The 21628-nt window shown below is 36.0% G+C and carries 22 protein-coding genes, 1 tRNA gene and 1 other RNA gene; 12 read left to right on the plus strand and 12 right to left on the minus strand.

What is annotated here, in order from left to right:
- The first annotated feature begins 29 nt into the window (after window positions 1–29).
- The 5 genes from C0Q33_RS02610 (at window position 30) to C0Q33_RS02630 (ending at window position 4359) form a co-directional block, all read left to right on the plus strand.
- Window positions 30–587, plus strand: coding sequence for a nucleotide exchange factor GrpE (locus tag C0Q33_RS02610; protein WP_245867296.1), 558 nt, complete (start codon window positions 30–32; stop codon window positions 585–587).
- A gap of 13 nt (window positions 588–600) precedes the next feature.
- On the plus strand, window positions 601–2448 hold the full coding sequence (gene dnaK / locus C0Q33_RS02615; protein WP_101477047.1) for a molecular chaperone DnaK: 1848 nt from the start codon (window positions 601–603) through the stop codon (window positions 2446–2448).
- 33 nt (window positions 2449–2481) lie between these two features.
- Window positions 2482–3594 carry a molecular chaperone DnaJ gene (gene dnaJ / locus C0Q33_RS02620; protein ID WP_101477048.1) on the plus strand — a complete coding sequence of 371 codons (1113 nt, stop codon included), beginning with the start codon at window positions 2482–2484 and terminating at the stop codon, window positions 3592–3594.
- A gap of 2 nt (window positions 3595–3596) precedes the next feature.
- Window positions 3597–4151, plus strand: a complete 555-nt coding sequence (locus C0Q33_RS02625; RefSeq protein ID WP_101477082.1) for a 5' nucleotidase, NT5C type — start codon at window positions 3597–3599, stop codon at window positions 4149–4151.
- Between the two features lie 123 nt (window positions 4152–4274).
- Window positions 4275–4359, plus strand: a tRNA-Leu gene (locus C0Q33_RS02630).
- Window positions 4360–4370: 11 nt separating this feature from the next.
- Here the strand turns inward: C0Q33_RS02630 and gatE are convergent.
- From gatE to C0Q33_RS02645, 3 genes are read right to left on the minus strand one after another with little or no spacing between them, the layout of a single operon-like run.
- Entirely contained in the window at window positions 4371–6278 is a 1908-nt protein-coding gene (gene gatE, locus C0Q33_RS02635; RefSeq protein WP_101477049.1) for a Glu-tRNA(Gln) amidotransferase subunit GatE, read from the minus strand.
- Between the two features lie 32 nt (window positions 6279–6310).
- On the minus strand, window positions 6311–7594 hold the full coding sequence (gene gatD, locus C0Q33_RS02640; protein ID WP_101477050.1) for a Glu-tRNA(Gln) amidotransferase subunit GatD: 1284 nt from the start codon (window positions 7592–7594) through the stop codon (window positions 6311–6313).
- Window positions 7595–7627: 33 nt separating this feature from the next.
- Window positions 7628–9829: a CDC48 family AAA ATPase gene (locus C0Q33_RS02645; RefSeq protein ID WP_101477051.1), complete on the minus strand. Its 2202-nt coding sequence runs from the start codon at window positions 9827–9829 to the stop codon at window positions 7628–7630.
- Between the two features lie 101 nt (window positions 9830–9930).
- Here C0Q33_RS02645 and C0Q33_RS02650 point away from each other — a divergent pair, with 101 nt between their 5' ends.
- Window positions 9931–10662 (plus strand): 50S ribosomal protein L2, encoded by a 732-nt coding sequence (locus tag C0Q33_RS02650; protein WP_101477052.1) that lies wholly within the window; start codon window positions 9931–9933, stop codon window positions 10660–10662.
- A 40-nt stretch (window positions 10663–10702) separates the two neighbouring features.
- Window positions 10703–10981, plus strand: a complete 279-nt coding sequence (locus tag C0Q33_RS02655) for an acylphosphatase (RefSeq protein ID WP_101477053.1) — start codon at window positions 10703–10705, stop codon at window positions 10979–10981.
- Here C0Q33_RS02655 and C0Q33_RS02660 read toward each other — a convergent pair.
- The 4 genes from C0Q33_RS02660 to C0Q33_RS02675 all read right to left on the minus strand — a co-directional run bounded on the left by C0Q33_RS02660 (window position 10978) and on the right by C0Q33_RS02675 (window position 13862).
- A complete protein-coding gene (locus tag C0Q33_RS02660; protein WP_101477083.1) occupies window positions 10978–11307 on the minus strand; it encodes a hypothetical protein in 330 nt (109 codons plus the stop codon). The genes C0Q33_RS02655 and C0Q33_RS02660 overlap by 4 nt on opposite strands.
- Window positions 11308–11339: 32 nt before the next feature.
- An RNA gene (gene ffs, locus C0Q33_RS02665) (signal recognition particle sRNA) lies at window positions 11340–11652 on the minus strand.
- Window positions 11653–11693: 41 nt separating this feature from the next.
- Entirely contained in the window at window positions 11694–12602 is a 909-nt protein-coding gene (locus tag C0Q33_RS02670) for a TIGR00269 family protein (protein WP_101477054.1), read from the minus strand.
- Window positions 12603–12659: 57 nt separating this feature from the next.
- The gene (locus tag C0Q33_RS02675) at window positions 12660–13862 is read right to left on the minus strand and encodes a site-2 protease family protein (RefSeq protein ID WP_245867297.1); all 1203 of its coding nucleotides are present in this window, start codon (window positions 13860–13862) and stop codon (window positions 12660–12662) included.
- Between the two features lie 44 nt (window positions 13863–13906).
- On the opposite strand from C0Q33_RS02675, the gene cutA reads away from it, so the two are divergent.
- Window positions 13907–14254 (plus strand): divalent-cation tolerance protein CutA, encoded by a 348-nt coding sequence (cutA, locus tag C0Q33_RS02680; RefSeq protein WP_101477085.1) that lies wholly within the window; start codon window positions 13907–13909, stop codon window positions 14252–14254.
- On the opposite strand, the gene C0Q33_RS02685 is transcribed toward cutA, so the two are convergent.
- The gene (locus tag C0Q33_RS02685) at window positions 14204–15256 is read right to left on the minus strand and encodes a pelota family protein (protein ID WP_101477055.1); all 1053 of its coding nucleotides are present in this window, start codon (window positions 15254–15256) and stop codon (window positions 14204–14206) included. The genes cutA and C0Q33_RS02685 overlap by 51 nt on opposite strands.
- A 41-nt stretch (window positions 15257–15297) precedes the next feature.
- A complete protein-coding gene (locus C0Q33_RS02690) occupies window positions 15298–15723 on the minus strand; it encodes a hypothetical protein (protein WP_101477086.1) in 426 nt (141 codons plus the stop codon).
- 170 nt (window positions 15724–15893) lie between these two features.
- On the opposite strand from C0Q33_RS02690, the gene C0Q33_RS02695 reads away from it, so the two are divergent.
- A complete protein-coding gene (locus C0Q33_RS02695; protein ID WP_101477056.1) occupies window positions 15894–16313 on the plus strand; it encodes a secondary thiamine-phosphate synthase enzyme YjbQ in 420 nt (139 codons plus the stop codon).
- On the opposite strand, the gene C0Q33_RS09195 is transcribed toward C0Q33_RS02695, so the two are convergent.
- Genes C0Q33_RS09195 through C0Q33_RS02705 form a run of 3 tightly spaced genes read right to left on the minus strand, consistent with a single transcriptional unit; the run spans window position 16314 to window position 17742 of the window.
- Window positions 16314–16469, minus strand: a complete 156-nt coding sequence (locus C0Q33_RS09195; protein WP_165776414.1) for a hypothetical protein — start codon at window positions 16467–16469, stop codon at window positions 16314–16316.
- A 41-nt stretch (window positions 16470–16510) separates the two neighbouring features.
- Window positions 16511–16951, minus strand: coding sequence for a metal-dependent transcriptional regulator (locus C0Q33_RS02700; protein WP_101477057.1), 441 nt, complete (start codon window positions 16949–16951; stop codon window positions 16511–16513).
- A gap of 11 nt (window positions 16952–16962) precedes the next feature.
- Entirely contained in the window at window positions 16963–17742 is a 780-nt protein-coding gene (locus C0Q33_RS02705; RefSeq protein WP_101477058.1) for a TrmB family transcriptional regulator, read from the minus strand.
- 131 nt (window positions 17743–17873) lie between these two features.
- On the opposite strand from C0Q33_RS02705, the gene tes reads away from it, so the two are divergent.
- From tes to C0Q33_RS02720, 3 genes are all read left to right on the plus strand, one after another.
- Window positions 17874–19538 (plus strand): tetraether lipid synthase Tes, encoded by a 1665-nt coding sequence (tes, locus tag C0Q33_RS02710; protein WP_177996790.1) that lies wholly within the window; start codon window positions 17874–17876, stop codon window positions 19536–19538.
- Between the two features lie 69 nt (window positions 19539–19607).
- Window positions 19608–20636: a glycosyltransferase family 4 protein gene (locus tag C0Q33_RS02715; RefSeq protein WP_101477059.1), complete on the plus strand. Its 1029-nt coding sequence runs from the start codon at window positions 19608–19610 to the stop codon at window positions 20634–20636.
- A gap of 82 nt (window positions 20637–20718) precedes the next feature.
- The gene (locus C0Q33_RS02720; RefSeq protein ID WP_101477060.1) at window positions 20719–21624 is read left to right on the plus strand and encodes an NAD-dependent epimerase/dehydratase family protein; all 906 of its coding nucleotides are present in this window, start codon (window positions 20719–20721) and stop codon (window positions 21622–21624) included.
- Window positions 21625–21628: the final 4 nt, after the last annotated feature.

A 21628-nucleotide genomic window follows, 5' to 3' on the forward strand; every position in this document is an offset into this window, starting at 1 on the left:
AGGGTAATGTATAAAAAATAACATTAGAATTGTCTGACACAAATAATGCATCTCAAAATGAAGTAGAAGAAACTGAAGATCTTCATAATCAAAGAGATGATGAAATGGAATCAAAGCAAGAACTTGCGGATATCATGAAAATCCAATTAGAGAAAGAAAAAGAAAAAGTATCTTCATATGAAAAAAAAATACAATATTTGCTTGCTGATTTTGAAAATCTGAAGAAAAGATCAGAGGTAGATGTTCAGAACCGTGTTAATTCAATTACTGACGGAATTGTTCTTAAATTTCTTGGAATATATGATGATTTTATTCGTGCAAAAGATGCCTTGTCAAAACAGGCTATAAACACTGAAGGTCTAGATGCTATTTTAAAAAATATGGATGTATTTCTAGTAGAATTTGGAGTAAAACCAATTGAGGCAGTTGGCGAGATTTTTGATCCAAAATTACATGAGGCTATATCTGTAAAGGAAGATCTAATATTAGACGATAATACCATTACTGCAGAATTTCGTAAAGGATATGTTTTGAAGGACAGAGTTATTAGACCAAGTTTAGTGGAAATATCTAAGAGAAATATCTAGGAGATGAATGTAAATGGTTAAAATTATTGGTATTGATTTGGGAACAAGTAATTCTGCAGCAGCTGTAATGATGGGTGGAAAACCTACTCTAATTCCAGCATCTGAGGGAACTACAGTTGGAGGAAAGGCATTTCCTTCTGTTGTAGGACTTACAAAAGATGGTCAACTCATTGTTGGAGAGCCTGCCAGAAGACAGGCAGTAACAAATCCAGAGGGAACAGTTGTAGCAGCAAAAAGAAAGATGGGAACAGATCACTTTTTTAAAATTTATGATAAAGAGTACAAACCCCAGCAAATTTCTGCTTTTATTTTACAAAAAATAAAAAGAGATGCTGAGGCATTTATTGGTGAGAAGATCGAAAAAGCAGTAATCACAGTTCCAGCATATTTTAATGATAATCAAAGACAGGCAACCAAAGACGCTGGTCAGATTGCAGGTCTTGATGTTGTAAGAATCATAAATGAACCTACTGCTGCGGCACTTGCATTTGGTCTGGACAAATTAAAACAAGACATGAAAATTATGGTATTTGATTTAGGAGGAGGTACGCTTGATGTAACCATAATGGAGATGGGTGGAGGTGTCTTTGAAGTTATGAGTACTTCGGGAGATACTCAGCTTGGAGGAACTGATATGGATAAAGTTATGATTGATTATATTATTGACAGCTTTAGAAAAACATCTGGAATAGATATTTCTAAAGATGCCGCAGCTATGGTAAGAGTACGAGAAGCTGCAGAAAAAGCAAAGATTGAACTTTCTTCTATATTTGAAACCGATATCAATCTCCCGTTTATTTCATATGATCAATCTTCTGGTCCAAAAAATCTTGAATTGAAAATAACTAGAGCAAAGTTTGAAGAACTCATAAATCCAATAGTAGAAAGATGTAGACCTTCAGTTACAAAGTCCATGGAAGACGCAAAACTTTCTCCAGCTGATATTAGTAAAATTATCTTAGTTGGAGGTCCTACTAGAATTCCTCTAGTCAAAAAATTTGTGGCTACTTTAATGGGAAAAGAAGCTGAGGCAGGAATAGATCCAATGGAGGCAGTTGCATTAGGAGCAGCTGTTCAAGCAGGAATTATTGCAGGTGAAGTTACAAGTGATATTGTACTTCTAGATGTAACTCCTCTTACACTTGGTTTAGAAGTACTTGGAGGATTACGAGAACCTATAATCGACAGAAACACAACTATTCCAACCTCTAAGAGTAAAGTTTTCACAACTGCCGCAGATAATCAATCTGCAGTAACTATTCATGTAGTACAAGGGGAAAGACCAATGGCTGCAGACAATGTATCACTTGGGAGCTTTAATCTCTCAGGAATCCTTCCTGCACCACGAGGAATTCCACAAATTGAAGTCAAATTTGACATAGATGCAAACGGCATACTTAATGTTGCAGCAAAAGATCTAGCAACACAAAAAGAGGCAAAAATAACTATTTCTGCAAGTACAAAACTTGCCAAAGGAGATATAGAAAAGATGACAAAAGACGCTGAACTTTTTGCAGAGCAAGACAAAAAGAAAAAGGAAGAAGTATTAATCAAAAATGAAGCGCAACAAGCTATCTATGCTGCTGAAAGTTTGATCAGTCAGCAGAAGGACAAGATATCACAAGATCAGGGTGTTCAGGTAAGTAATGCAATAAAAGATCTAAAAGATGTTCTTGAAAAAAGTGTTGAAGAGATAAAACCAAAACTTGATGCATTAACAAAAATAATAAATGATATCAGTACAGAACTTTACAAAAATGCTACACCTCCACCTGGAGCAGCGGGACAAAGTGGACCAGAAGCAACTGCACAAAGTGGACCTGGTGAGACCGAACAGGATGCAGGCAAATCGCCAAACTGATCTTTATACAAGGGAATAATTAATTGAATTATCATGAGCGCTAAACGTGATTATTATGAGGTCCTTGGTGTTTCAAAGAATTCCACACCAGATGAGATAAAGTCACAATATAGAAAACTTGCTCTCAAATTCCATCCTGATAAAAACAAGTCTCCTGACGCAACAGAACATTTCAAAGAAATATCGGAAGCATATGCAGTATTGTCTGACTCTGAAAAACGTAAACTCTATGATACATATGGTCATGCTGGCGTTGATGGGAAATATAGTACAGATGACATCTTCCAAGGTTCACGAGCCAACTTTGAAGACGTCTTTGGGGGTACTGGCGGCTTTGACTCTATTTTTGAATCTATTTTTGGTAGAGGTGGAGGATTTAGATTTGGAGGATTTGATTTTGGAGGATCCGGAAGAGCTAGAGGCTCCGATCTAATGTATGAAACAGAATTAACACTGGAAGAAACTCTCAAGGGAAAACATGAAGAAATTGATCTGCCCAGATTGATAAATTGTGACACCTGTAATGGGTCGGGCTGTAGTCCGGGAACCTCTATGAGAACATGTTCTGTGTGTAATGGTCATGGTCAAACTAGAACATCACGTAGTAGTGGATTTTCTACGTTTGTAACTGTACAACCATGCAATACTTGCAGAGGCCAAGGTAAAATTATAGAAAGACCATGTTCAAAATGTAAGGGAGTAGGTAAACAGAAAACAACAAGGAAATTTCCATTTGAAATTCCTCCTGGGGTTGAAGATGGAGAATACCGAATCCAAGGTGAGGGAGAATCAATTCTAAATGGTGTGAGTGGTGATCTAATAGTCAAAATAAGAGTAAGACCTCATGATAAATTCAAAAGAGATGGCGCTGATATTTTTTATGATGCACATATTTCCATGATTGATGCAACATTGGGAAAAGCCATTATGGCAGAAACACTAGAAGGTGTAGAAAAATTTGATGTGGAATCAGGCAGTCAACCAAATACCATAATTAAACTCAAAGGAAAAGGACTTCCTCGTCAAAGTGGAAGAGGTAGAGGTGATGAGTATGTTAGACTTGTTATAGACATACCAACTAAGATAGACAAACACCAACGTAAGCTACTAGAAGAACTAGGAGACAGTTTTGACAGGAGTAAATGACATTGAAAATAGCCCTTGATGTAGATGGAGTTTTGGCAGATGTAATAGAATCCTGGCTGTCTTATAATAATAAAATAAGACCGACAATATGCAAATCACAGATATCTGAATGGGATTTTTGGAAAAATCATGATATTAATAAATTTGATTTTTATAATGAACTTTCAATCTGTTGGAAATCATGGGAGAATATTTCTCCTACAGAAAATAATATTGCATCTGCTACAAAACAACTATCAAACATTGGTAGTGTTGATATCGTTACTGCAAGAGACGAATCTACGCACAATGATGTAAAAAACTGGCTCAAACTTCATAATATTAATTTCAACAATTATGTTGGTGTTGCGGAAGGGGTTGAAAAATCAAAACTAGATTATGACATATTTATTGATGATTCTCCTCTTAATGCAAAAAGTATGCTGGAAAAAGGAAAATCTGTGATACTTTACTCACAACCTTGGAATGTATCTTTTGAGGATAAACGAGCAACAAGAATTCATGAACTAAAAAATGCTATACCTATAATTGATAATATGATTAATGAGAGTAAATGATTTTAAAACAAAATTAGTAATCACAAAAAAGCAAATTTAGATAGATAACATATGAAAGTTAAGAGAATTGTTATTTGTCTATAAAGAAGACACTTATTGTAGGATTTTAAATCTCACGTTATTGCGGGGGTCGCCTAGCCTGGTCAACGGCGTAAGGCTCAGAACCTTATCTCTTAGGAGTTCGTGGGTTCGAATCCCACCTCCCGCACTTCTTTTTGCTTATTTTTTATCTATCTTGATCTTTATCTTATCTTCTAAAAGTTGATTTAATTTCTGACCATCCACTTTTCCACGTAATGTTTTCATGGCAAGACCCATCAGAGGACCCATTGATCTTAACCCTTGTTCTTCAATAATCTTAAGATTAGATTTTACCAATTCATCTAATATCTGATGCAGTTTGGTATCTTCTATTGTATCTAATGAATTGGACTTGATTGCATCTGAAATTGTTTTTGATTTTGCACTCATGAGGCTTTCAAATATCATCTCAAGAGATTCTTTTGCTATTTTTCCCTCTATCACTAGACTGAACGCTTGTAAAATGTCTGTAGTCTTTAGTAATCCTGAATCCATTCCCCGTCGTTCAAGATTTGTTATAGTACCGCAAAGGATAGAGGCAACAAAATTGGGAGAGACTCTCTTATCTTTACATATTGTTTCAAATAGATCTAGATATTCTGAATCAAATACTTGAGCTGAAAGCTGTTGATTTAATTCATATTGTTTTTGTAATGCTAAAAGATTCTCCTCCCATGATTTTGGAATTTTATTTTTTGCTTCTTCTATCTCTATATTATTTACAATAATTGGTGGTATGTCAGTCTCTGGATACATTCTAGAAGATCCTGGCCTTGGTCGTAGGAATACTGTCTCACCTGTAATTGTAGCAGCTCTTGTTTCTGCAGGTATTCCATTTTTTGCATCCTCGATTCTTTTTATGAGAGATTCTATCACTGTATCCAGTTTTCTCTCACTTCCAGCTAATATGATAAAAGCATCATTGGGACTTGCATCGAGTATATTTCTCACCTCTTTGATCTCTGATTCTTCTATGCCATAATTTGGAAGTTCATCTGAATGAAAAAGTCCACCTAATCCAAAGAATCTTACTAGTTCACCTAATTGTTTTCCTAGTCTAATTCCAGGATATGGTTCCCATCCAAACATTCCTGCAAATCCTTTAACTCTCATTGCCTTCATGGTGGAACCTTCTACAAGGGACTTCTGGATGATTTTTGATTTACAGTTTCTAAAAATATCTGATACATCTTTTACATCATGAACTTTTTCTATCTTTTCTGTCTTCATAGTTCTTAATTTCTCTGCTATAATTTTCAGACCATGCTGTCTTTTTGCTTCATATTCAATGACTTTTTCTAACTGGTCAAGTTTTTGCACTCCCTTTACTTCTATCACTGCACCGCCTCCTTCTATTGATACGTTGACATCTTGTCTAATTGATCCAAGACCCCTTCCTACTCTTTTTGTTGCACGTAACATTCTGCCCAAAGTTAGGGCAATATTCTTAATTTCTTCAGGAGTGCCAGCAACTGGATCTAATGCTATTTCTATTAATGGTATGCCAAGTCTATCCAAACTGTATTCTCTTGTATCTCCAGTATCTTTGAGTAGTTTTGCGGCATCTTCCTCAAGACAGATACTTTGAACACCTATCTTCTTACCATTTACTTCTAGAATTCCACCAGAAGATACTAGCATGGTTCTCTGAAAACCTGAAGTGTTAGAACCATCAATTACAAGCTTTCTCATCACGTAAATTTCATTGAAAATATTTGATTTTAATGCAGATGATATAATCAAAACAGTTTCTTTTGCAATAGGATCAAGATCATGTGGAGGCTCATCATCTTGCTCTACCAAGCAACTACTTTCTAGATTGCCAAAATATGAGATCGTCTTTTCCTTACTTTTCTCAAAAAGAGCACTAGGATCAAACTCTCCTAATTCACTACTTGTTATTCTTAATTTGCGTGTAAAATTAATTGAATATTCATCTGATTCTACCGGTTTACACTTGCAAAATAACTTGCCACCAGTTGCAAGCTGTTGGTGTATTTCTAATCCTACGAGAAGTCCTATTTTATCAATTTGAATTTCAGACACTTGTAATTTTATTCCTGTACTTGTTTTAAAGCTTAGTCTGAAAATTCAAGAGCAATATTTTCTTTCATTATCTTTGTCATTTCATCAGAATCTTTGGAATTGGCCAATGCCCACATTGTTTTCACAAGAGCCGTCTCTGGTATCATATTTCCAAGTGGCGTAACTCCTAGATTCAATAGATCTCTTCCACTGTCATAGACAGTCATTCTTACCATTCCATCAATACACTGAGAGGTCATTCCTACAAACAATCCCTTTTTCTTTGCATTTTCTATTGCTCCATACATTGTCTTACCGACATGCCCAAGTCCAGTCCCTTCAATAATCACACCCTTGTATCCAGAATTTGTAGCATAATTCATAATCTCAGGATCAAGGCCTGGATAGTATTTTAGCAATAAAACACGATTATCAAATTTGATCTTTGGAGTGTAATCTCTTTTAGGAAGATTGAACAATTTATTTTTTTCAATATTGTTTCCTTTTACAATATATGCTGGGGATCCTCCTATGGTCTTGAATGCATCTCTTCTGCTGGTATGATTCTTTCTTACTCGTGTTGCCCAGTTGCAGGCAATTTCATCATCACTTGAATTATTGTGCATTACTACAAAAATTCCGGGAGAATGTATTTCTATCAAAAATTTAGTTGCCGCAATTAAATTCAATGCTGCATCTGAAGATGGTCTATCTGATGATCTCTGAGAACCTACTAAAGCAACTGACTTTGGAAATCCTGCCAAGGAGAATGCCAATGCTGATGCAGTATATTGCATAGTGTCCGTACCATGCGCTACTATGATTCCATCATACTCTGATCCAGAATACGAGTCCAATTTCTCTGCAATCTTTATCCAGTGCTCTGGAAGTAAATTTTCAGAATATTCTGAAAAAATCACCTCAGTATCTATATTGGCAATGGTTGCAAGTTCAGGAACACTTGCATTAAGTTCTGCTGCCGAAAGTGCAGGAGTAACAGCTCCTGTTCTATAATCTATCCTGCTTGCAATTGTTCCGCCTGTAGATAATAGGAGAATTTTTGGAAGTTTTGGGTTTGGTTGTGAATTCTGACTATTTTCTTTTTTTATTGCAGGTGCTGATTCTAACTCTATTTTTTTTATTTTATCAAGCTCTAAACCTATGTTGTATCCACTTTTTAGTTTCAAAACAATGTGGTGATCATCACTGTGTTCATATCTTGGCATTACAACTCCTGCGTAGATCGAATCTGCGTGGATTTTTACTTGACTGCCTACCTCTATCTTGTTATTTGTAAGAAATTCAAGTCCTTTTCCTTTGTATCCAAAATGTGACATTCACTAGGGAATGGAAAAGTTATTTTATTAAAATTACCTATAGTAAGGAACTGCGATCTTTTCGCCTATCTTTAGCTCTTTTTGGGTCTTTACCTTTCTTACAGCTTCTTCAAAATGTCTCATGGTAACCTTTGCCTCAGTTGCCTGTTTTTCTGCTTCCTTTTGATCAGGATACTTGTCAAGAAACTCATGTATAACAAGAGAAACTGCAGTGTTTGCTATTGCTGCCACGTCTGCACCACTCATTCCATCCGTAGCCTCTGCAATTTTATCAATATCTACGTAATCTAGATTTTTCATACCATTTGTCATAGCTTCTCTTATGACAGGAATTTCCTTTGTGTTTATCTCTAAAATTTTCTTCCTTCCTTCTTTATCTGGTAATGGAACAAGTATTATTTTATCAAATCTACCGGGTCTTAGTAATGCAGTATCTATCATGTCTGCTCTATTGGTTGCAGCAAGCACAACAACACCGTGTAAGCTTTCTATTCCGTCTAATTCAGTCAAAAGCTGACTTACTACTCTTTCTGTAACTGCTGTTTCTCCTCCTACTCCACGTATTGGGGCAATAGAGTCAATTTCATCAAAAAATATTACACAAGGTGATGCTTGTCTTGCTCGTCTAAATATTTCTCTTACTCCACGTTCTGATTCTCCTACCCATTTTGATAATAATTCTGGTCCTCTTACAGAAATGAAGTTAGCCTCACTTTCAGTGGCAACTGCCTTTGCAAGTAGAGTTTTACCTGTTCCACTAGGACCGTGTAATAATATTCCTCTTGGCATTCTGTGTCCTAACTTGGTGTAAAGAGTGGGATATTTCATTGGCCATTCTACAGCTTCTTGAAGTTCACGTTTTACAGTTTCCAGTCCACCTACTTCATCCCAACTTACATCGGGATTTTCTATGAAAACCTCACGCATTCCAGATGGAGTAACTTCTTTTATTGCATTCTGGAAATCTTCACCACTCACTATTAGTTTGTCAAGTGTCTCTGGTGGAAGTTTCTCGTCTTCCATGTTTAGTTCAGGTAGCAATCTTCTGAGGCATTTCATTGCAGCTTCTTTACATAGGTATTCTAAATCAGCTCCGACATAACCGTGACTTATTGAGGCAGTCTTATCCAAATTGACATCGTCACTGAGAGGCATATTTCTTGTATGTATCAATAAAATGTCTTTTCTGCCCTTCTTGTCAGGTACCTTGATCTCAATTTCTCTATCAAATCTTCCAGGTCTTCTAAGTGCTGGATCAATTGCGTTTGGTCTATTTGTCGCAGCTATCACAATTACTTTTCCTCTAGCTTCAAGACCGTCCATTAAAGAAAGTAACTGGGAAACTACTCTTCTTTCTACTTCTCCTGTAACCTCTTCTCTCTTTGGAGCTATTGAATCAATTTCGTCAATAAATATAATGGATGGAGATTTCTCTTTTGCTTCTTTGAAAATTTCTCTTAGCCTAGCTTCACTTTCACCATAAAATTTACTCATTATCTCTGGTCCTGATATGCTAATGAAATGTGCATTACTTTCATTTGCAACTGCTTTTGCTAACAATGTTTTTCCAGTTCCAGGAGGTCCATACAACAAAACTCCTTTTGGAGCTTCAATTCCAAGCTTTTCGAAAATCTCTGGATGTCTTAGAGGTAGCTCTATCATTTCACGAACTTTCTTTATTTCATCAGTTAGTCCTCCTATGTCCTCATAGGCTACCTGTGGTACACCACGGAGAGTCTCTCCTTTTTCTGCAATGTGAAATACTGTCTTTTGTGTGACAAGTACAGCATCAGCTACCGGTGTAACACCTATAACCTGAAAAGTTAGTCTTCCACCAAAATATGGTACCATTACATTGTCTCCTTTTATCAAAGGAACACTTTCTAATGCATCAGCAAGATATCTTTCATCAATCGGCGGAATAGCTTCTAATGGAGCAACAACAATTTTTTCAGCAGCTACTGCCTTGATCTTTTTGACTGCAACAGTATCACCAATTGCAATACCGGCATTATTTCGTACTAGACCGTCAACCCTGATAATTCCTTTACCTTCATCCGAAGGATAAAGTGGTAAACACTTGGCTACCGTCCTTCTTTTTCCCTTGATTTCAATAACATCACCTGTAGAAGCTCCAAGTGAATCCATAGAATCATAATCGATACGTGCGACTCCTCTCCCTACATCACGAGTATAAGCCTCAAGTACCTTAAGGGAGAGTGTGTTTTGGCTCACAGTTTTAGCACCCTCAAACTAATTTTTATACCTTTGTCGTCTTTGATCCGGAATAATGGATCAGAAGATTAAAATTTACACAATAAAGCAAAATTGCTACAATGGGTAAGCGACCACTAGTAAGAAGACGAGGTAGAGGTGGAATGCAGTTCCGTGCAGCTTCTACTGGTAAGTTACTTCCGGCTAAATATCCTAGATTCCCATTGGCTGAGCAACATGAGGCTAAGGTAATAGATATTGTTCATGAGACGGGAAGAGACGCTCCTCTTTCTAAAATCTTGTTCGAAAGCGGATTACAATCTTTCATTCCATCAGTTCTTGGCACTAAAATCGGTTCAAAATTATTCTTTGGTTTAAAGGCAGGTGTTTCACCCGGTAATGTAATCAGTGTTCAAAACATACCAGACGGTACTATCGTATGTAATGTTGAGAAACATTTCGGTGATGGAGGAGCTATAGTAAAATCTGCTGGAACATATGCGACAGTCTTTTCACATAGTGCTGAAGGTGTAACAATAAAACTACCATCTGGAAAATTCACTACTCTCAATCCGCAGAATCGTGCAATGATTGGAGTTCTTGCTGGAGGTGGTGTTGGTGATAGACCATTTATGAGAGCTGGTCCTGCTTGGAGAAGAAAGCGCTCAAAGGGTCACAAATATCCAATTGTTAGAGGTGTTGCTCAAGCAGTATATGTACACCCACACGGTGGTGGAAGGCATCAACACGTTGGACGAAGTTCTACAGTTTCACGAAATGCTCCTCCTGGACGTAAAGTCGGTAGCATCGCAGCTAGAAAGACTGGCCGATCCCGAATGAAAGAGAGAGCATAATTTCTTAAGACTAAATAATAGTTTTAAAAAAAGAAATACTATGAATTCAAAAAGAGTTCATCTTTTGATAATAGGTCGAGTCCAAGGTGTTTATTTTCGTCAAAGCATGATGGAAACTGCCGAAAAGAATAATGTTTTGGGTTGGGTCCAAAATCTTCCAGATAATAGAGTAGAAGCTATACTGGAAGGAAATGCTTCAAATGTATATGCAGTAATAGAATGGGCTCATTTTGGTCCTGCTGGTGCAGTTGTAGATGAACTAAAAATTACAGAAGAAAATTATATCGGTGAATTCTCAGATTTTGAGATTCATTATTAATGAATATTAGTATACGCGTCCAAAAGAAGTTTCTTAATTTCATCAAGATTGTCATTTAATTTTATTTGTATTTCTTTTTCAGGCTCTTTTCTATCTCTTTTGATTTTTAGAACTATGGAATCTCTTTGCGGTTCAATATCAGCAAAGTTTCTAAATGTCATTGATTTTGAAAATACAATTCTATGCATACGTATATCTTCTACTACATTTTTTCCAAGTGTAAAACAGTAACTACGAAGATCATCAAATAGGCTTGCTACATTGGAAGGTAAAGTTGTTCTAAATTCTTCATATGTCCTTTTCTTTCCTGAGATTAATCCTTCCATGTTTTTTCTAGTCTGATTTAAGAATATTAAGGTAGTAGATCCGCTAGTTCCAGTCTAGACAAACGGTCTCATCTCAAGTCATGCAAGATCCGCCACGTAGACGAAGCAGCGTGGATGTTCTACCTTAGGATTGCTCCCTCCCGGACCTCATCCCTTTCGGCAGTTCAAACTTGAGAGCTATCCCTTCGGACAACCTCTGTCTTATATCCACCCGCTTCGGCGTGATTTCATATCCGCAAGTCAAGCGAGTACCGTCTATCTAGAGATTTATCCAGCGGTTACTGGTCTCTGCATATAGCCGGTTTCAGAGACAGGGCACGGCTAGCGCCCCAACCCTACCTACTACCAAATTTATTGTAATTACAAGTTCTTTATGTGCATTAGGGTTAGTTCAATCGGAGATTGGTCAATGTACTGCATACAGAACATATCTCTCCCGTACACTCGTTTCCACATTTTGAGCAAATTCTCCATTCTGAATTGTTGGAATCTTTGAGGGTAGAAGAAATCTTTAAAATTGATTTATACATGTTATTTTTGATACCACTATGAGTCTTTTCTAAAGAATTAAGAAAATTACGAATTTCTGTTCGAATTCCCTCATTCATGTGTGGGCATTCTTCTGATTGAAATGGAATTTCATTTGTAAATGCATAAAAAACAATTTCATTTTCATAAATATCACAGAATGGCTTTATCTTTCGTATTTTGTTTTTAGAAGTATCTGGATCCATCCAACCAATCTTTTTTGTATCTCCTGAAATAATATTTATAATAAAAGTTTGTAGCATGTCATCCAAGTTGTGACCTGTTGCTATCACATCAACTCCAAGATCAGTGGCACCATAATCTATTGCCCTTCTTCTTAATATCCCGCATATGGAACAGGATGAAACTTTCTCATTGTCTCTAAGTTCTAAGGTTTGTTCTAAAGTTGTACCAAAAAGAGAACTATAGGGGTATACTTTGTGTTCAACATCTAACTTTTTACAAAACTCCTCTACAATTTTTAGTGCCTCATCCCTATATCCTGGAATTCCCTCATCAACTGTAATGGCTTTTAGCTTAAAGTTATGATCTAGAGAAATTTTTTTCATTACTTGCAGTAAAGAAAGAGAGTCTTTACCTCCTGATACGGCAACTCCTACTACATCACCAGACTCTATCATGTTATACTTTGAGATTGTCTTTGTTGTTTTATGTATGATTGACTTTGAAAAGCAATCTGAACAAAGATTCTCACCTGAATATTTTCTAGAGTATACCACTGTATTCTCGCAACGATCACACTTCATGGCGCAATTAACTCCATCTCAAATTTAATCATATGTTGATTACAAAAATTATTTATGTTAAATGGTAATGAAGCCTGATTTTACTGCTGATAGGGCTATATTCAAGCCAAATAAAACGAATGTGACTACATATAGTGACACCATAGCTCCTTTCAATACTTTCTCTGATACTTTCTTTTCAATTATGCTGTGAATGAATTTGCCTCCATCCAAGATTGGTAATGGTAGCATGTTGAATATTCCTATGAAAAATGATAGCATCCAAAGCCATAGTAAGAACATGAATACTTCTGGACTCCAGTGAATGTAATATGGAACTACAGGTTGGTATGATGGTAGAGCTGCTCTTAGAATTCCAAGCATACCCTTTTGTGGATCATCTTTAGAGGCTGTAACTAAAACAGGAATCTGTAATGTTTTTCCATCTCTTATTACTGAAACAGTGGCAGTATCTCCTGGTTTTAATTTAATTTTGGCAAAATCCTGAGGAAGAGAAATAGGATTTCCATTAATCGCATTTATGATGTCATCTTTTAGTAATCCTGCCTTTTCAGCTCCTGAACCTTCTGTAACTGAAACTATTGGTACTCCAAGAGGTTCATGATACATCATACTTCTAATGGGGTCTGGCATGATTAGGGCAAATGATGGATTGAATATCAAAAGTCCTGCAATGATAAACGAAAACAGAACATTTGATGTTGCCCCTGCTCCTATTACTCTGAGGCGTGAGATTTTTTTTGCCTTTGCAAAATCTTCCTCATCTGGTTCAACAAATCCTGCAAATAACGCAATAAAGATTGCAAATCCTCCAGTCTTGATTTTTATCTTTTCTAATGTGGCAACAATTCCATGAGCACCTTCATGGATTATTAGTACAATGGGTACTGAGAGAAGGAAATATGCAATATTTGCACTTGATTGAATTGTAACGCCTGGTATCAATACAGTCATCGCTGCAAATGATTCTGGCTTTACAAAAAAGTTTGATAGATTTGATACCAGATACCAAAATGCCGCTCCCATCAATACAAAACCTAAAACTACACTTGTATTGGCAAAAACTCGAGTTGCGCGCTGGGTTCTATTTAGAATTCTTGTGAGTATTAACTGGACATTTGGGTTCTTGTAAGTCAAACTGTATGGTTTTATTTCAAAGCCATGCTTGTCAAGTTTCAAGCCTTTTGCAATTACAAATACGACAACCCATGCAATCAAAACATAGATGATAGAATTGTGCGTCAAAAATTCAAAAGCCAAATTAATTGATACTCTTTTTAGTCAGGGCAAATTTATCAGTTGCTATGGGAATTGTGATAGTTTCTACATATCCTGACAAAAAATCAATTTCTACAGTAGCACATATTGTAGTAGAAAAAAAATTAGCAGCTTGTGTAAACTATACTAAAATTAACTCTGTTTATACTTGGAAAAATAAGATTCATGATACTAAGGAATTTCTAGCACTTTTTAAAACTACTAGTGGCTCAAAACAAAAACTCAAGGAGACAATAGCAAGATCTCATCCATATAAAGTCCCAGAAATAGTAGAACTCAAAATGGATGATGTTAGTTTACCATATATGAAATGGCTTGAAGACTCAACTTTGGGGGGAAAATCTAAGAAGAGAAATAACCCCTCCAAGAGATGAGACTCTAAGTCCAGCATCTGTGGTCGAGTCTACTGCAAAAACTTCAACACCTTTTGATTCTACTTGGTTGAGAAATTCAATTATTTTATCTTCATCTTGTTTCTCAAATATTCTATCTGAAAATACTAGTGATTCTACAGCACCTAGGTCATTTGCCTTTGAGGTCTCATCAAATCCCATGGTAAACTTGGTACTTTTCTTATTGGCTCGTAGCATTATCTCATCTAGTATTGCAGAAACCTTTGCAATCTTACTGGTGTCTAGAGTTTGCTTCATTATATCAGATTTAATAAAAGTGTAAATTCCATCTTCTCCAGATGAATCAATTCCATCGACTACTTGTATCTTATGTCCTTTAATGGATGGAACTTCTGCTAGAAAATTTGATAATCTTTTCTTAGTCTCTCCTGGTCCAAATATTACTATGCTATCTCCATCTCTTATCAAAGTTGAAATTGCACTCTGAACATCTTTGAAAAAATCTTGTATGTTAAATTTAGATTTGTATCTCTTTCCACTTGCTCCTGAATACATGTTTGGTAAAAGTTTGAGATGTGTACCACTTAATCTTCCTAAACCACAATCTGTAGTATCTATTGCAACAAGAAGAAAAGCTCCATGTTCCTTTTTTTCAAAGATTAATTTTTTCTCAATTTCGCTCCAACTTTTTTTAATTAGAGTAATTGCATCACCAATTTTTAATGTCAAAGAATGATGTGATCCTTTACTTACTGATGGATTATCTGATTCCATTATAGTGCCCTGTACTCTTAATCTATCTACTACCTCATCTATAGAAATTTTCTCAACATCAAGCGCTATACGGATTTTAATCCTTTCTCCTTTGTCAGGTCTTGAAAAATCCTTTTCTTGTTTGACAGCTCTTGAAGTATCTCCTACTACTCTATCTCCCTTACCTATACTACGTCTTAATGTAAAGAGATCATCTGATTCCTCTGGTATTAGAGCAACAGCATTATCATCTATTTTTTTAATAATCAATCTAATACCTCTGTGGAACTATAATAAAAAAGAAAAGTAATCTAGTTTGTTAACTCGTCAGTCTTAACTTCTTTCTTTTCTTCTGCCTTCTTTCTGAGGTAATTCTGAACCCACTCTTGTGTTATGACTCCAGATTCGGTCAAGTTAACAAGCGTATTGGTTGAGGCTTCCCCCACCACTTTGCCAGCGTTTCTCCTTATCTGTCTCCATTTTAGATTCGTATTGCCACTTTTTGACGAATAAATTATGCCTAGTACTTCTTTTGCATTTACAAAAATCATGTCTCGAATCTTTTTTAGAGTAACCTTGTCTGCAGCCTCTACGTAAATTAACCCTGGAGAGGTTTCACGCTCTGGGAACACTTCATAATCTCCCATGTAACTTTCAGGAATAAATGAGTTACAAGTACTTAGGATTACAAACTTCCTAAAGCTTTCAAGGGAACACGTTGCATCGATTGTTACCATTTGTGTAAGCAATGCCTCGCCTTTTATCAAGCTTCTTGAAAGACTCAAGTAGGAACAAACAAAATCGTTGATTGCAGGCGTTGATGACCATATCCATTTGATTTGATGAGAAGGATCTTGAGTTCTGAGCCTGCACTGGATTTTTATCATTATTTGATTCTATTAATAACATGAAATCACATACAGAATATCTCACATATAATATTCCATCAAGGAGAGGATTTGTAAATATAACACCTGAGGTAAGAAAAATAATTCAAAAAAGCGGTATCAAAGAAGGTCTGTGCTTGGTTAATACCATGCACATTACTGCAAGTGTATTTATTAATGATAACGAGAGTGGATTGCACCAAGACTATGAAGAATGGCTAGAAAAAATTGCACCGCATGAACCAATATCAAAATATGAACATAACAAAACAGGAGAAGACAATGCAGATGCTCATCTAAAAAGACAAGTCATGGGAAGAGAAGTGGTAGTAGCTATTACTAAGGGCCAACTTGATTTTGGTCCATGGGAGCAAATATTTTATGGAGAATTTGATGGCAAAAGACCAAAACGTGTTCTTGTTAAAGTAATTGGTGAATAATTAAGATAAAGAGCCACGCTTTTGAGCCCCTTCTTCTAATGGCTTTAACTTGAAACTTTCTTCATGATTTTGAGCGCCATGATTACATTTTGCACAACCTACTTTGAATCCATTACTGTCCTTAACAAAAGTCTCACAGCCACAGAAACAAGTCATTTACTTTAACATTCTGTATCTCTGATATAACTTATTTCAATTTAGTTTTTGCAACAATTTCCACGTGGAATGTCATGATCATGTGGACATTTTCTTGGATGCTTGAGCATTGTACATAGTGCATCTGTAAATTGCGCATTCATGTGATGTTCTATACCGCAAACCATTTCCTCATCGATATCTACTTTGAGTGCGCTATCCATCAAAACTTCAAGTAATCTACTATTTCGCATCATATTAGATCCAATGTCTTCACCGTTCTTAGTAAGTGAGACTCCGCTTTTATTATAATTCACAAGTTTTGATTCATTTAATTTTTTTAACATTTGGACAACACTTGGTTGTCTTACATTTAGCATCTTGGCAATTGTGCTTATTTTTACAGGATCTCCACCTTCCTTGATGTGCCATATTGCTTTAAGATACATTTCAACATGTTCTGCTTCTGCAGTTCCAACAAACAGGACTTCTTGATCTTTCATGAGATTGTATTTTACCTACTTGACTTTACGTCTTTTGATTCTTTAAGTAAATATTCAAAATATCCTCGAGCAAAGCCTGCTAAACCTGAATGATCTGCCCATATTGCAACTGCCTCTTTTGTGCCCGTAGTACCTAATTCTTCACCTAACAGCAATACGACATACCTTTTATCAGATATGATTCCTCCTCCAAAGAGACCTTTCTTTACTTTAACTTTTGCTAGTCTTGATAATGACTTGAGAGTACCATCATCAACATCTTCTGAGACTAGAATAGTAATATCCACACCCCTGTCATGTAACAGTCTAAGTTTTGGTAAAGATTCCTTTGCTAATTCCTCTGCAACTTTTGGTATGGCAATCATGACTTCATTTCTACAAGAATCCACCATCTCGAGGATCTTGGCAGCTATGTTAATAACACCAGAAATTATCCAAATGTCTGGTCTCTCACTAATTCCACTCTGTTCATAAAGCGGAATGAGTTCTTTTAGTACGATATTTTCATTGTTTCTAAATTCTGTTTCAAATTGTTGCTTTGATGTCTGTATTGCAGTAGCAGGTGATTTTGCAAAATATTGAGTAGGTCTTGAATCATCAGAGCCTATCCATCCTTTTTCCTCAAGGGTGCCAAGAACTTCATAAATTTTTGAATATGGCACACCTGATTTCTGACTTAGATCTGAAGCAGTAATAGGACCTGTTTTTAAAAGTGAAGAATATGTCTTTATTTCATAACTTGTAAGACCGATCTTTTCTAATGATTTTCTTGCCTTGTCAGAAAGACTCATTCAATATGATCGAGGGCTCTTTTGGTATATATATCTAGAATCAGAGTTTTCCATGAAGAGGATCTACCTATTCATCTGGTGTCTTGTAGGAAATTGATTAAATACTATCCCCTAAGATATGCGTATAAGGTATGGCACTAATTCAGATATCTAATCAGAAGACTCCTACTTTTGGAAAGAAATCTACTATAAGATTTACTCAGAGTATCTGTCCTGAATGTAACATGATACTTGATGCAGAAGTCTTTGAGAGGGATGGCAAGGTCTTCATGACAAAGACTTGTCCAACACACGGAGAATGTGAAGAACTCTATTTTGGATCTTATGATATGTATAAAAAATTCAGCACCTATTGGATGGATGGCAAGGGTGCACATGCTCCAAATGTAATGATAGACAAATGTTCATGTCCTAACAACTGTGGTCTATGTTCTAATCACTTGTCTCACAGTGGACTTGCAAACATGATAGTTACAAACAGATGTGACTTGACATGTTGGTACTGCTTCTTCTATGTAAAGAAAGGACTTGAAGGTGCATACATGTATGAACCATCACAAGACCAAGTAAGAGCAATGATGAAGACACTACGAGCAGAAAGACCAATTCCAGGAAACTCTATGCAGATTACTGGTGGTGAGCCAATGTTGCGAGAAGATATTGTTGATGTTATAAAAATAATGAAAGAAGAAGGTGTTGATCATATTCAGATGAATACAAACGGAATCAGATTTGCGCTAGACCCAGAAGCAATGAGAGAGGTCAGACTTGCAGGTGTCAATAATCTATATCTAAGCTTTGATGGTGTAACACCCAGAACAAATCCAAAGAATCACTGGGAAATTCCATATGCACTAGAAAGTGCTAGAAAGACAGGAACTACTGTAGTCTTTGTTCCAACTGTTATCAAATCAATTAATGACCATGAATTGGGTCCAATTATACGATATGCTCAAAAAAACATGGATGTTGTTCACGCAGTCAACTTCCAACCAGTATCACTAACAGGAAGAATGGGCAAGAAAGAGCGAGAAAAATATAGAATCACAATCCCTGACTGTATACAAAGAATTGAAGAGCAAACAAAAGGTGAGGTAACAGTAGACGACTGGTTCCCAGTTCCAAGTTGTATGCCTCTAACAAACGTAATTGAAGCATTCTCTAGCAAACCAAAGTATGAACTCTCAATCCACTTTGCATGTGGTGCAGGTACGTACATCTTTGAAGATGCAGAGACCAAGAAATTTGTACCACTAACAAGATTTGCAGACATTCAAGGAATGTTGGAACTCTTTGAAGACAAGGCAGAGGAGATCAAGTCTGGAAAGAACAAGTACTTTACCATGTTAGAAGTAGTAAGAAAACTTTCAAGCTTTATTGATAAAAAGAAACAACCAGCAGGCCTTGACTTGGCAAAGATGTTTGGAAGTATATTGATGAAGAGATCATTTGGTTCTGTAGGTTCATGGCATGTCAAAGGTTTGTTCTTAGGCATGATGCACTTCCAAGACAAATACAATGAAGACCTTGAAAGACTCCAGAGATGTGATATACACTATCTTACACCAGACTTGAGAGTTGTTCCATTCTGTGCCTTTAACGTAATTCCAGAGTGGTATAGAGACAGAATACAAAAGAAATATTCCATATCCGTAGAAGAATGGGAACAAAGAGTTGGTGTAAAACTTGAAGATGGTCTCTATAGAGGAATCATGAGAAGAGGTTCAGGTGATGAGCTTGCAGCAGGATGTGCAAAGAGTCAGATGATGCATGAAGCATCACAAGCTTTGTCGTAAAGAAAAACTAATTCTTTTATAATTTTCTATCTAAGAACTTAATACAAGTAGAGATAGATTTTCTGTATATTGAAAATATTGATTGTTTCTCCAACATATCAAGGGATCGGGGGAGTAGCAAGACATGTTCAAGGACTGGTAAATTTCTTGAAACAAAATGGACACCAAGTTGATATTATTTCATCTGAAAATACATTTACAATTCCAATTAGAAAATTAAAAAATCCTAGTTTTATGATATCTTCTTTTTTGAAGACTCGTTTTATGAAAGACTATGACATTGTACATGCTCAGAATCCACCTGCTGCTCTTGCACTAAAAGGCGCACATGCTAAAAAAATTCTTTCTTTGCATGGGGTACATCACGAACAGGTGGAATTGTTGCACGGAAATACAGTAGGTGAAGTGGCAAAAGGTTTTGAAAAATATGCATTAAGCTGGGCTGATGCAATAACAGTATCATCACATGAATTGTATGACCATTATGCAAAAATGGGATATACGGTACACTATCTTCCAAACGCTATGGATATTTCTTCTCTGCCAACTGGTATTGACAGAAGGTATGAAAAACAAATAGTCTATGCTGCCAGAATGTCAAGAGAAAAGGGCATAATGGACATACTCCAAATGGCTGAAAAACTCCCAGAAGATATTCATCTCTTACTCTTAGGTAGTGGTCCAGAAGAAGAGATTGTAAAAAAAGCATGTGATAACAAGAAAAATCTACATTTTCTTGGATATCAAGAAAAACAGAAAACAATCGAAATCATGCGTGGTTCTGACATTGTTATACAGCCTTCTATTATGGAGGGAGGACTAAGCTATACTAGATTGGAGGCAATGGCCTGCAAAGTACCTCTTATCTCAACTATTGCAGGTGGTAGTAAGGATGCTTTACGTCATATGGAAAATGCATATTTGGTAAAGCCAAACGATCCACAAGGATTACTGGAAGCAATTCTTGAATTAATGTCAGATGATAAGAAAAGAAAAGAATTGGCAGATAATGCATTCAAAACAGTTCAAAATTATGACTGGAAGGTTGTTGGCAAGATATATCTGAAATTATACTCTGATCTTTTGAAACAGTCCTGAAAAGTAATATCTTTTAATTCAAAATTTTCTAATTGTTGAATATGTTTGCAAAACTTAAAGATGGCAATACTTTGATGATGTTATGAATTTAGTTGTAACTGGCGGTGCGGGATTCATCGGTAGTCATCTTGTAGAATTCCTAGTCAAACAAAATCAAGCAGTTACAGTACTGGATAATCTTAAGAATGGAAACGTGGATAATCTTAAAAATATTAGAAAGGATATTGAATTTCATAATATAGACATTCTAAATTATACTAGTCTGCAAAAGATTTTGAGTAAATGTGATTGTGTTTTTCATCACGCAGCTCTAACCTCTGTGAGTGATTCTCTTGATAGGCCAAAAGAATATCATGAAGTAAATGTATCTGGAACTGAAAATATACTCAAACTTGCTAAAGAGTGTGGATTCAAAGTCATATTTGCAAGCAGTGCAAGTGTATATGGAAACCCAGAAAAAATTCCAATTAAAGAAGACGCTACTAGAAAACCATTGAATCCATATGGTCTTTCCAAGTTAAATGCCGAAGACTTGTGCAAAAAGTATTCTGAACTGGGGGTTTCAGTGATGGGATTACGATATTTTAATGTCTATGGGCCTAGACAAAACAAGAATTATGCTGGCGTGATAACAAAATTCATAGATAATGCACTAGATGCAAAACCTCTTTTGATAAATGGAGATGGTTCACAAGTGAGAGATTTTGTATTTGTAAACGACGTGGCAAATGCAAATTTCTTGGCTATGAAAAGCAAGACAAATCATGGTTTTATCAACATAGGTTCAGGTGTTGCGACTTCCATTAAAGAATTGGCAGAAATGATTATGGAATTGTCTGATCTACAATTTGGACCTACTTATGGAAATCTTATGGAGGGTGATATTAGATTTAGTCAAGCAAATATTGATCTAGCTAAAGAATTGCTTGATTGGAAACCTAAAACCATGTTAAAAGAATGGTTAAAAGAAAATATAAAAAATCACTAGATTG

This window comes from Candidatus Nitrosotalea bavarica, from assembly GCF_900167955.1.
GTDB lineage: Archaea > Thermoproteota > Nitrososphaeria > Nitrososphaerales > Nitrosopumilaceae > Nitrosotalea > Nitrosotalea bavarica.

Bases quoted from the DNA above. Each gene is read 5' to 3' on its own strand.
- dnaK (WP_101477047.1), top strand. From the start codon at position 601: ATGGTTAAAATTATTGGTATTGATTTGGGAACAAGTAATTCTGCAGCA.
- dnaJ (WP_101477048.1), top strand. From the start codon at position 2,482: ATGAGCGCTAAACGTGATTATTATGAGGTCCTTGGTGTTTCAAAGAAT.
- gatD (WP_101477050.1), bottom strand. From the start codon at position 7,594: ATGTCACATTTTGGATACAAAGGAAAAGGACTTGAATTTCTTACAAAT.
- C0Q33_RS02650 (WP_101477052.1), top strand. From the start codon at position 9,931: ATGGGTAAGCGACCACTAGTAAGAAGACGAGGTAGAGGTGGAATGCAG.
- C0Q33_RS02655 (WP_101477053.1), top strand. From the start codon at position 10,703: ATGAATTCAAAAAGAGTTCATCTTTTGATAATAGGTCGAGTCCAAGGT.
- C0Q33_RS02660 (WP_101477083.1), bottom strand. From the start codon at position 11,307: ATGGAAGGATTAATCTCAGGAAAGAAAAGGACATATGAAGAATTTAGA.
- C0Q33_RS02670 (WP_101477054.1), bottom strand. From the start codon at position 12,602: ATGAAGTGTGATCGTTGCGAGAATACAGTGGTATACTCTAGAAAATAT.
- cutA (WP_101477085.1), top strand. From the start codon at position 13,907: ATGGGAATTGTGATAGTTTCTACATATCCTGACAAAAAATCAATTTCT.
- C0Q33_RS02690 (WP_101477086.1), bottom strand. From the start codon at position 15,723: ATGGTAACAATCGATGCAACGTGTTCCCTTGAAAGCTTTAGGAAGTTT.
- C0Q33_RS02695 (WP_101477056.1), top strand. From the start codon at position 15,894: ATGAAATCACATACAGAATATCTCACATATAATATTCCATCAAGGAGA.
- C0Q33_RS09195 (WP_165776414.1), bottom strand. From the start codon at position 16,469: ATGACTTGTTTCTGTGGCTGTGAGACTTTTGTTAAGGACAGTAATGGA.
- C0Q33_RS02700 (WP_101477057.1), bottom strand. From the start codon at position 16,951: ATGAAAGATCAAGAAGTCCTGTTTGTTGGAACTGCAGAAGCAGAACAT.
- C0Q33_RS02705 (WP_101477058.1), bottom strand. From the start codon at position 17,742: ATGAGTCTTTCTGACAAGGCAAGAAAATCATTAGAAAAGATCGGTCTT.
- tes (WP_177996790.1), top strand. From the start codon at position 17,874: ATGGCACTAATTCAGATATCTAATCAGAAGACTCCTACTTTTGGAAAG.
- C0Q33_RS02720 (WP_101477060.1), top strand. From the start codon at position 20,719: ATGAATTTAGTTGTAACTGGCGGTGCGGGATTCATCGGTAGTCATCTT.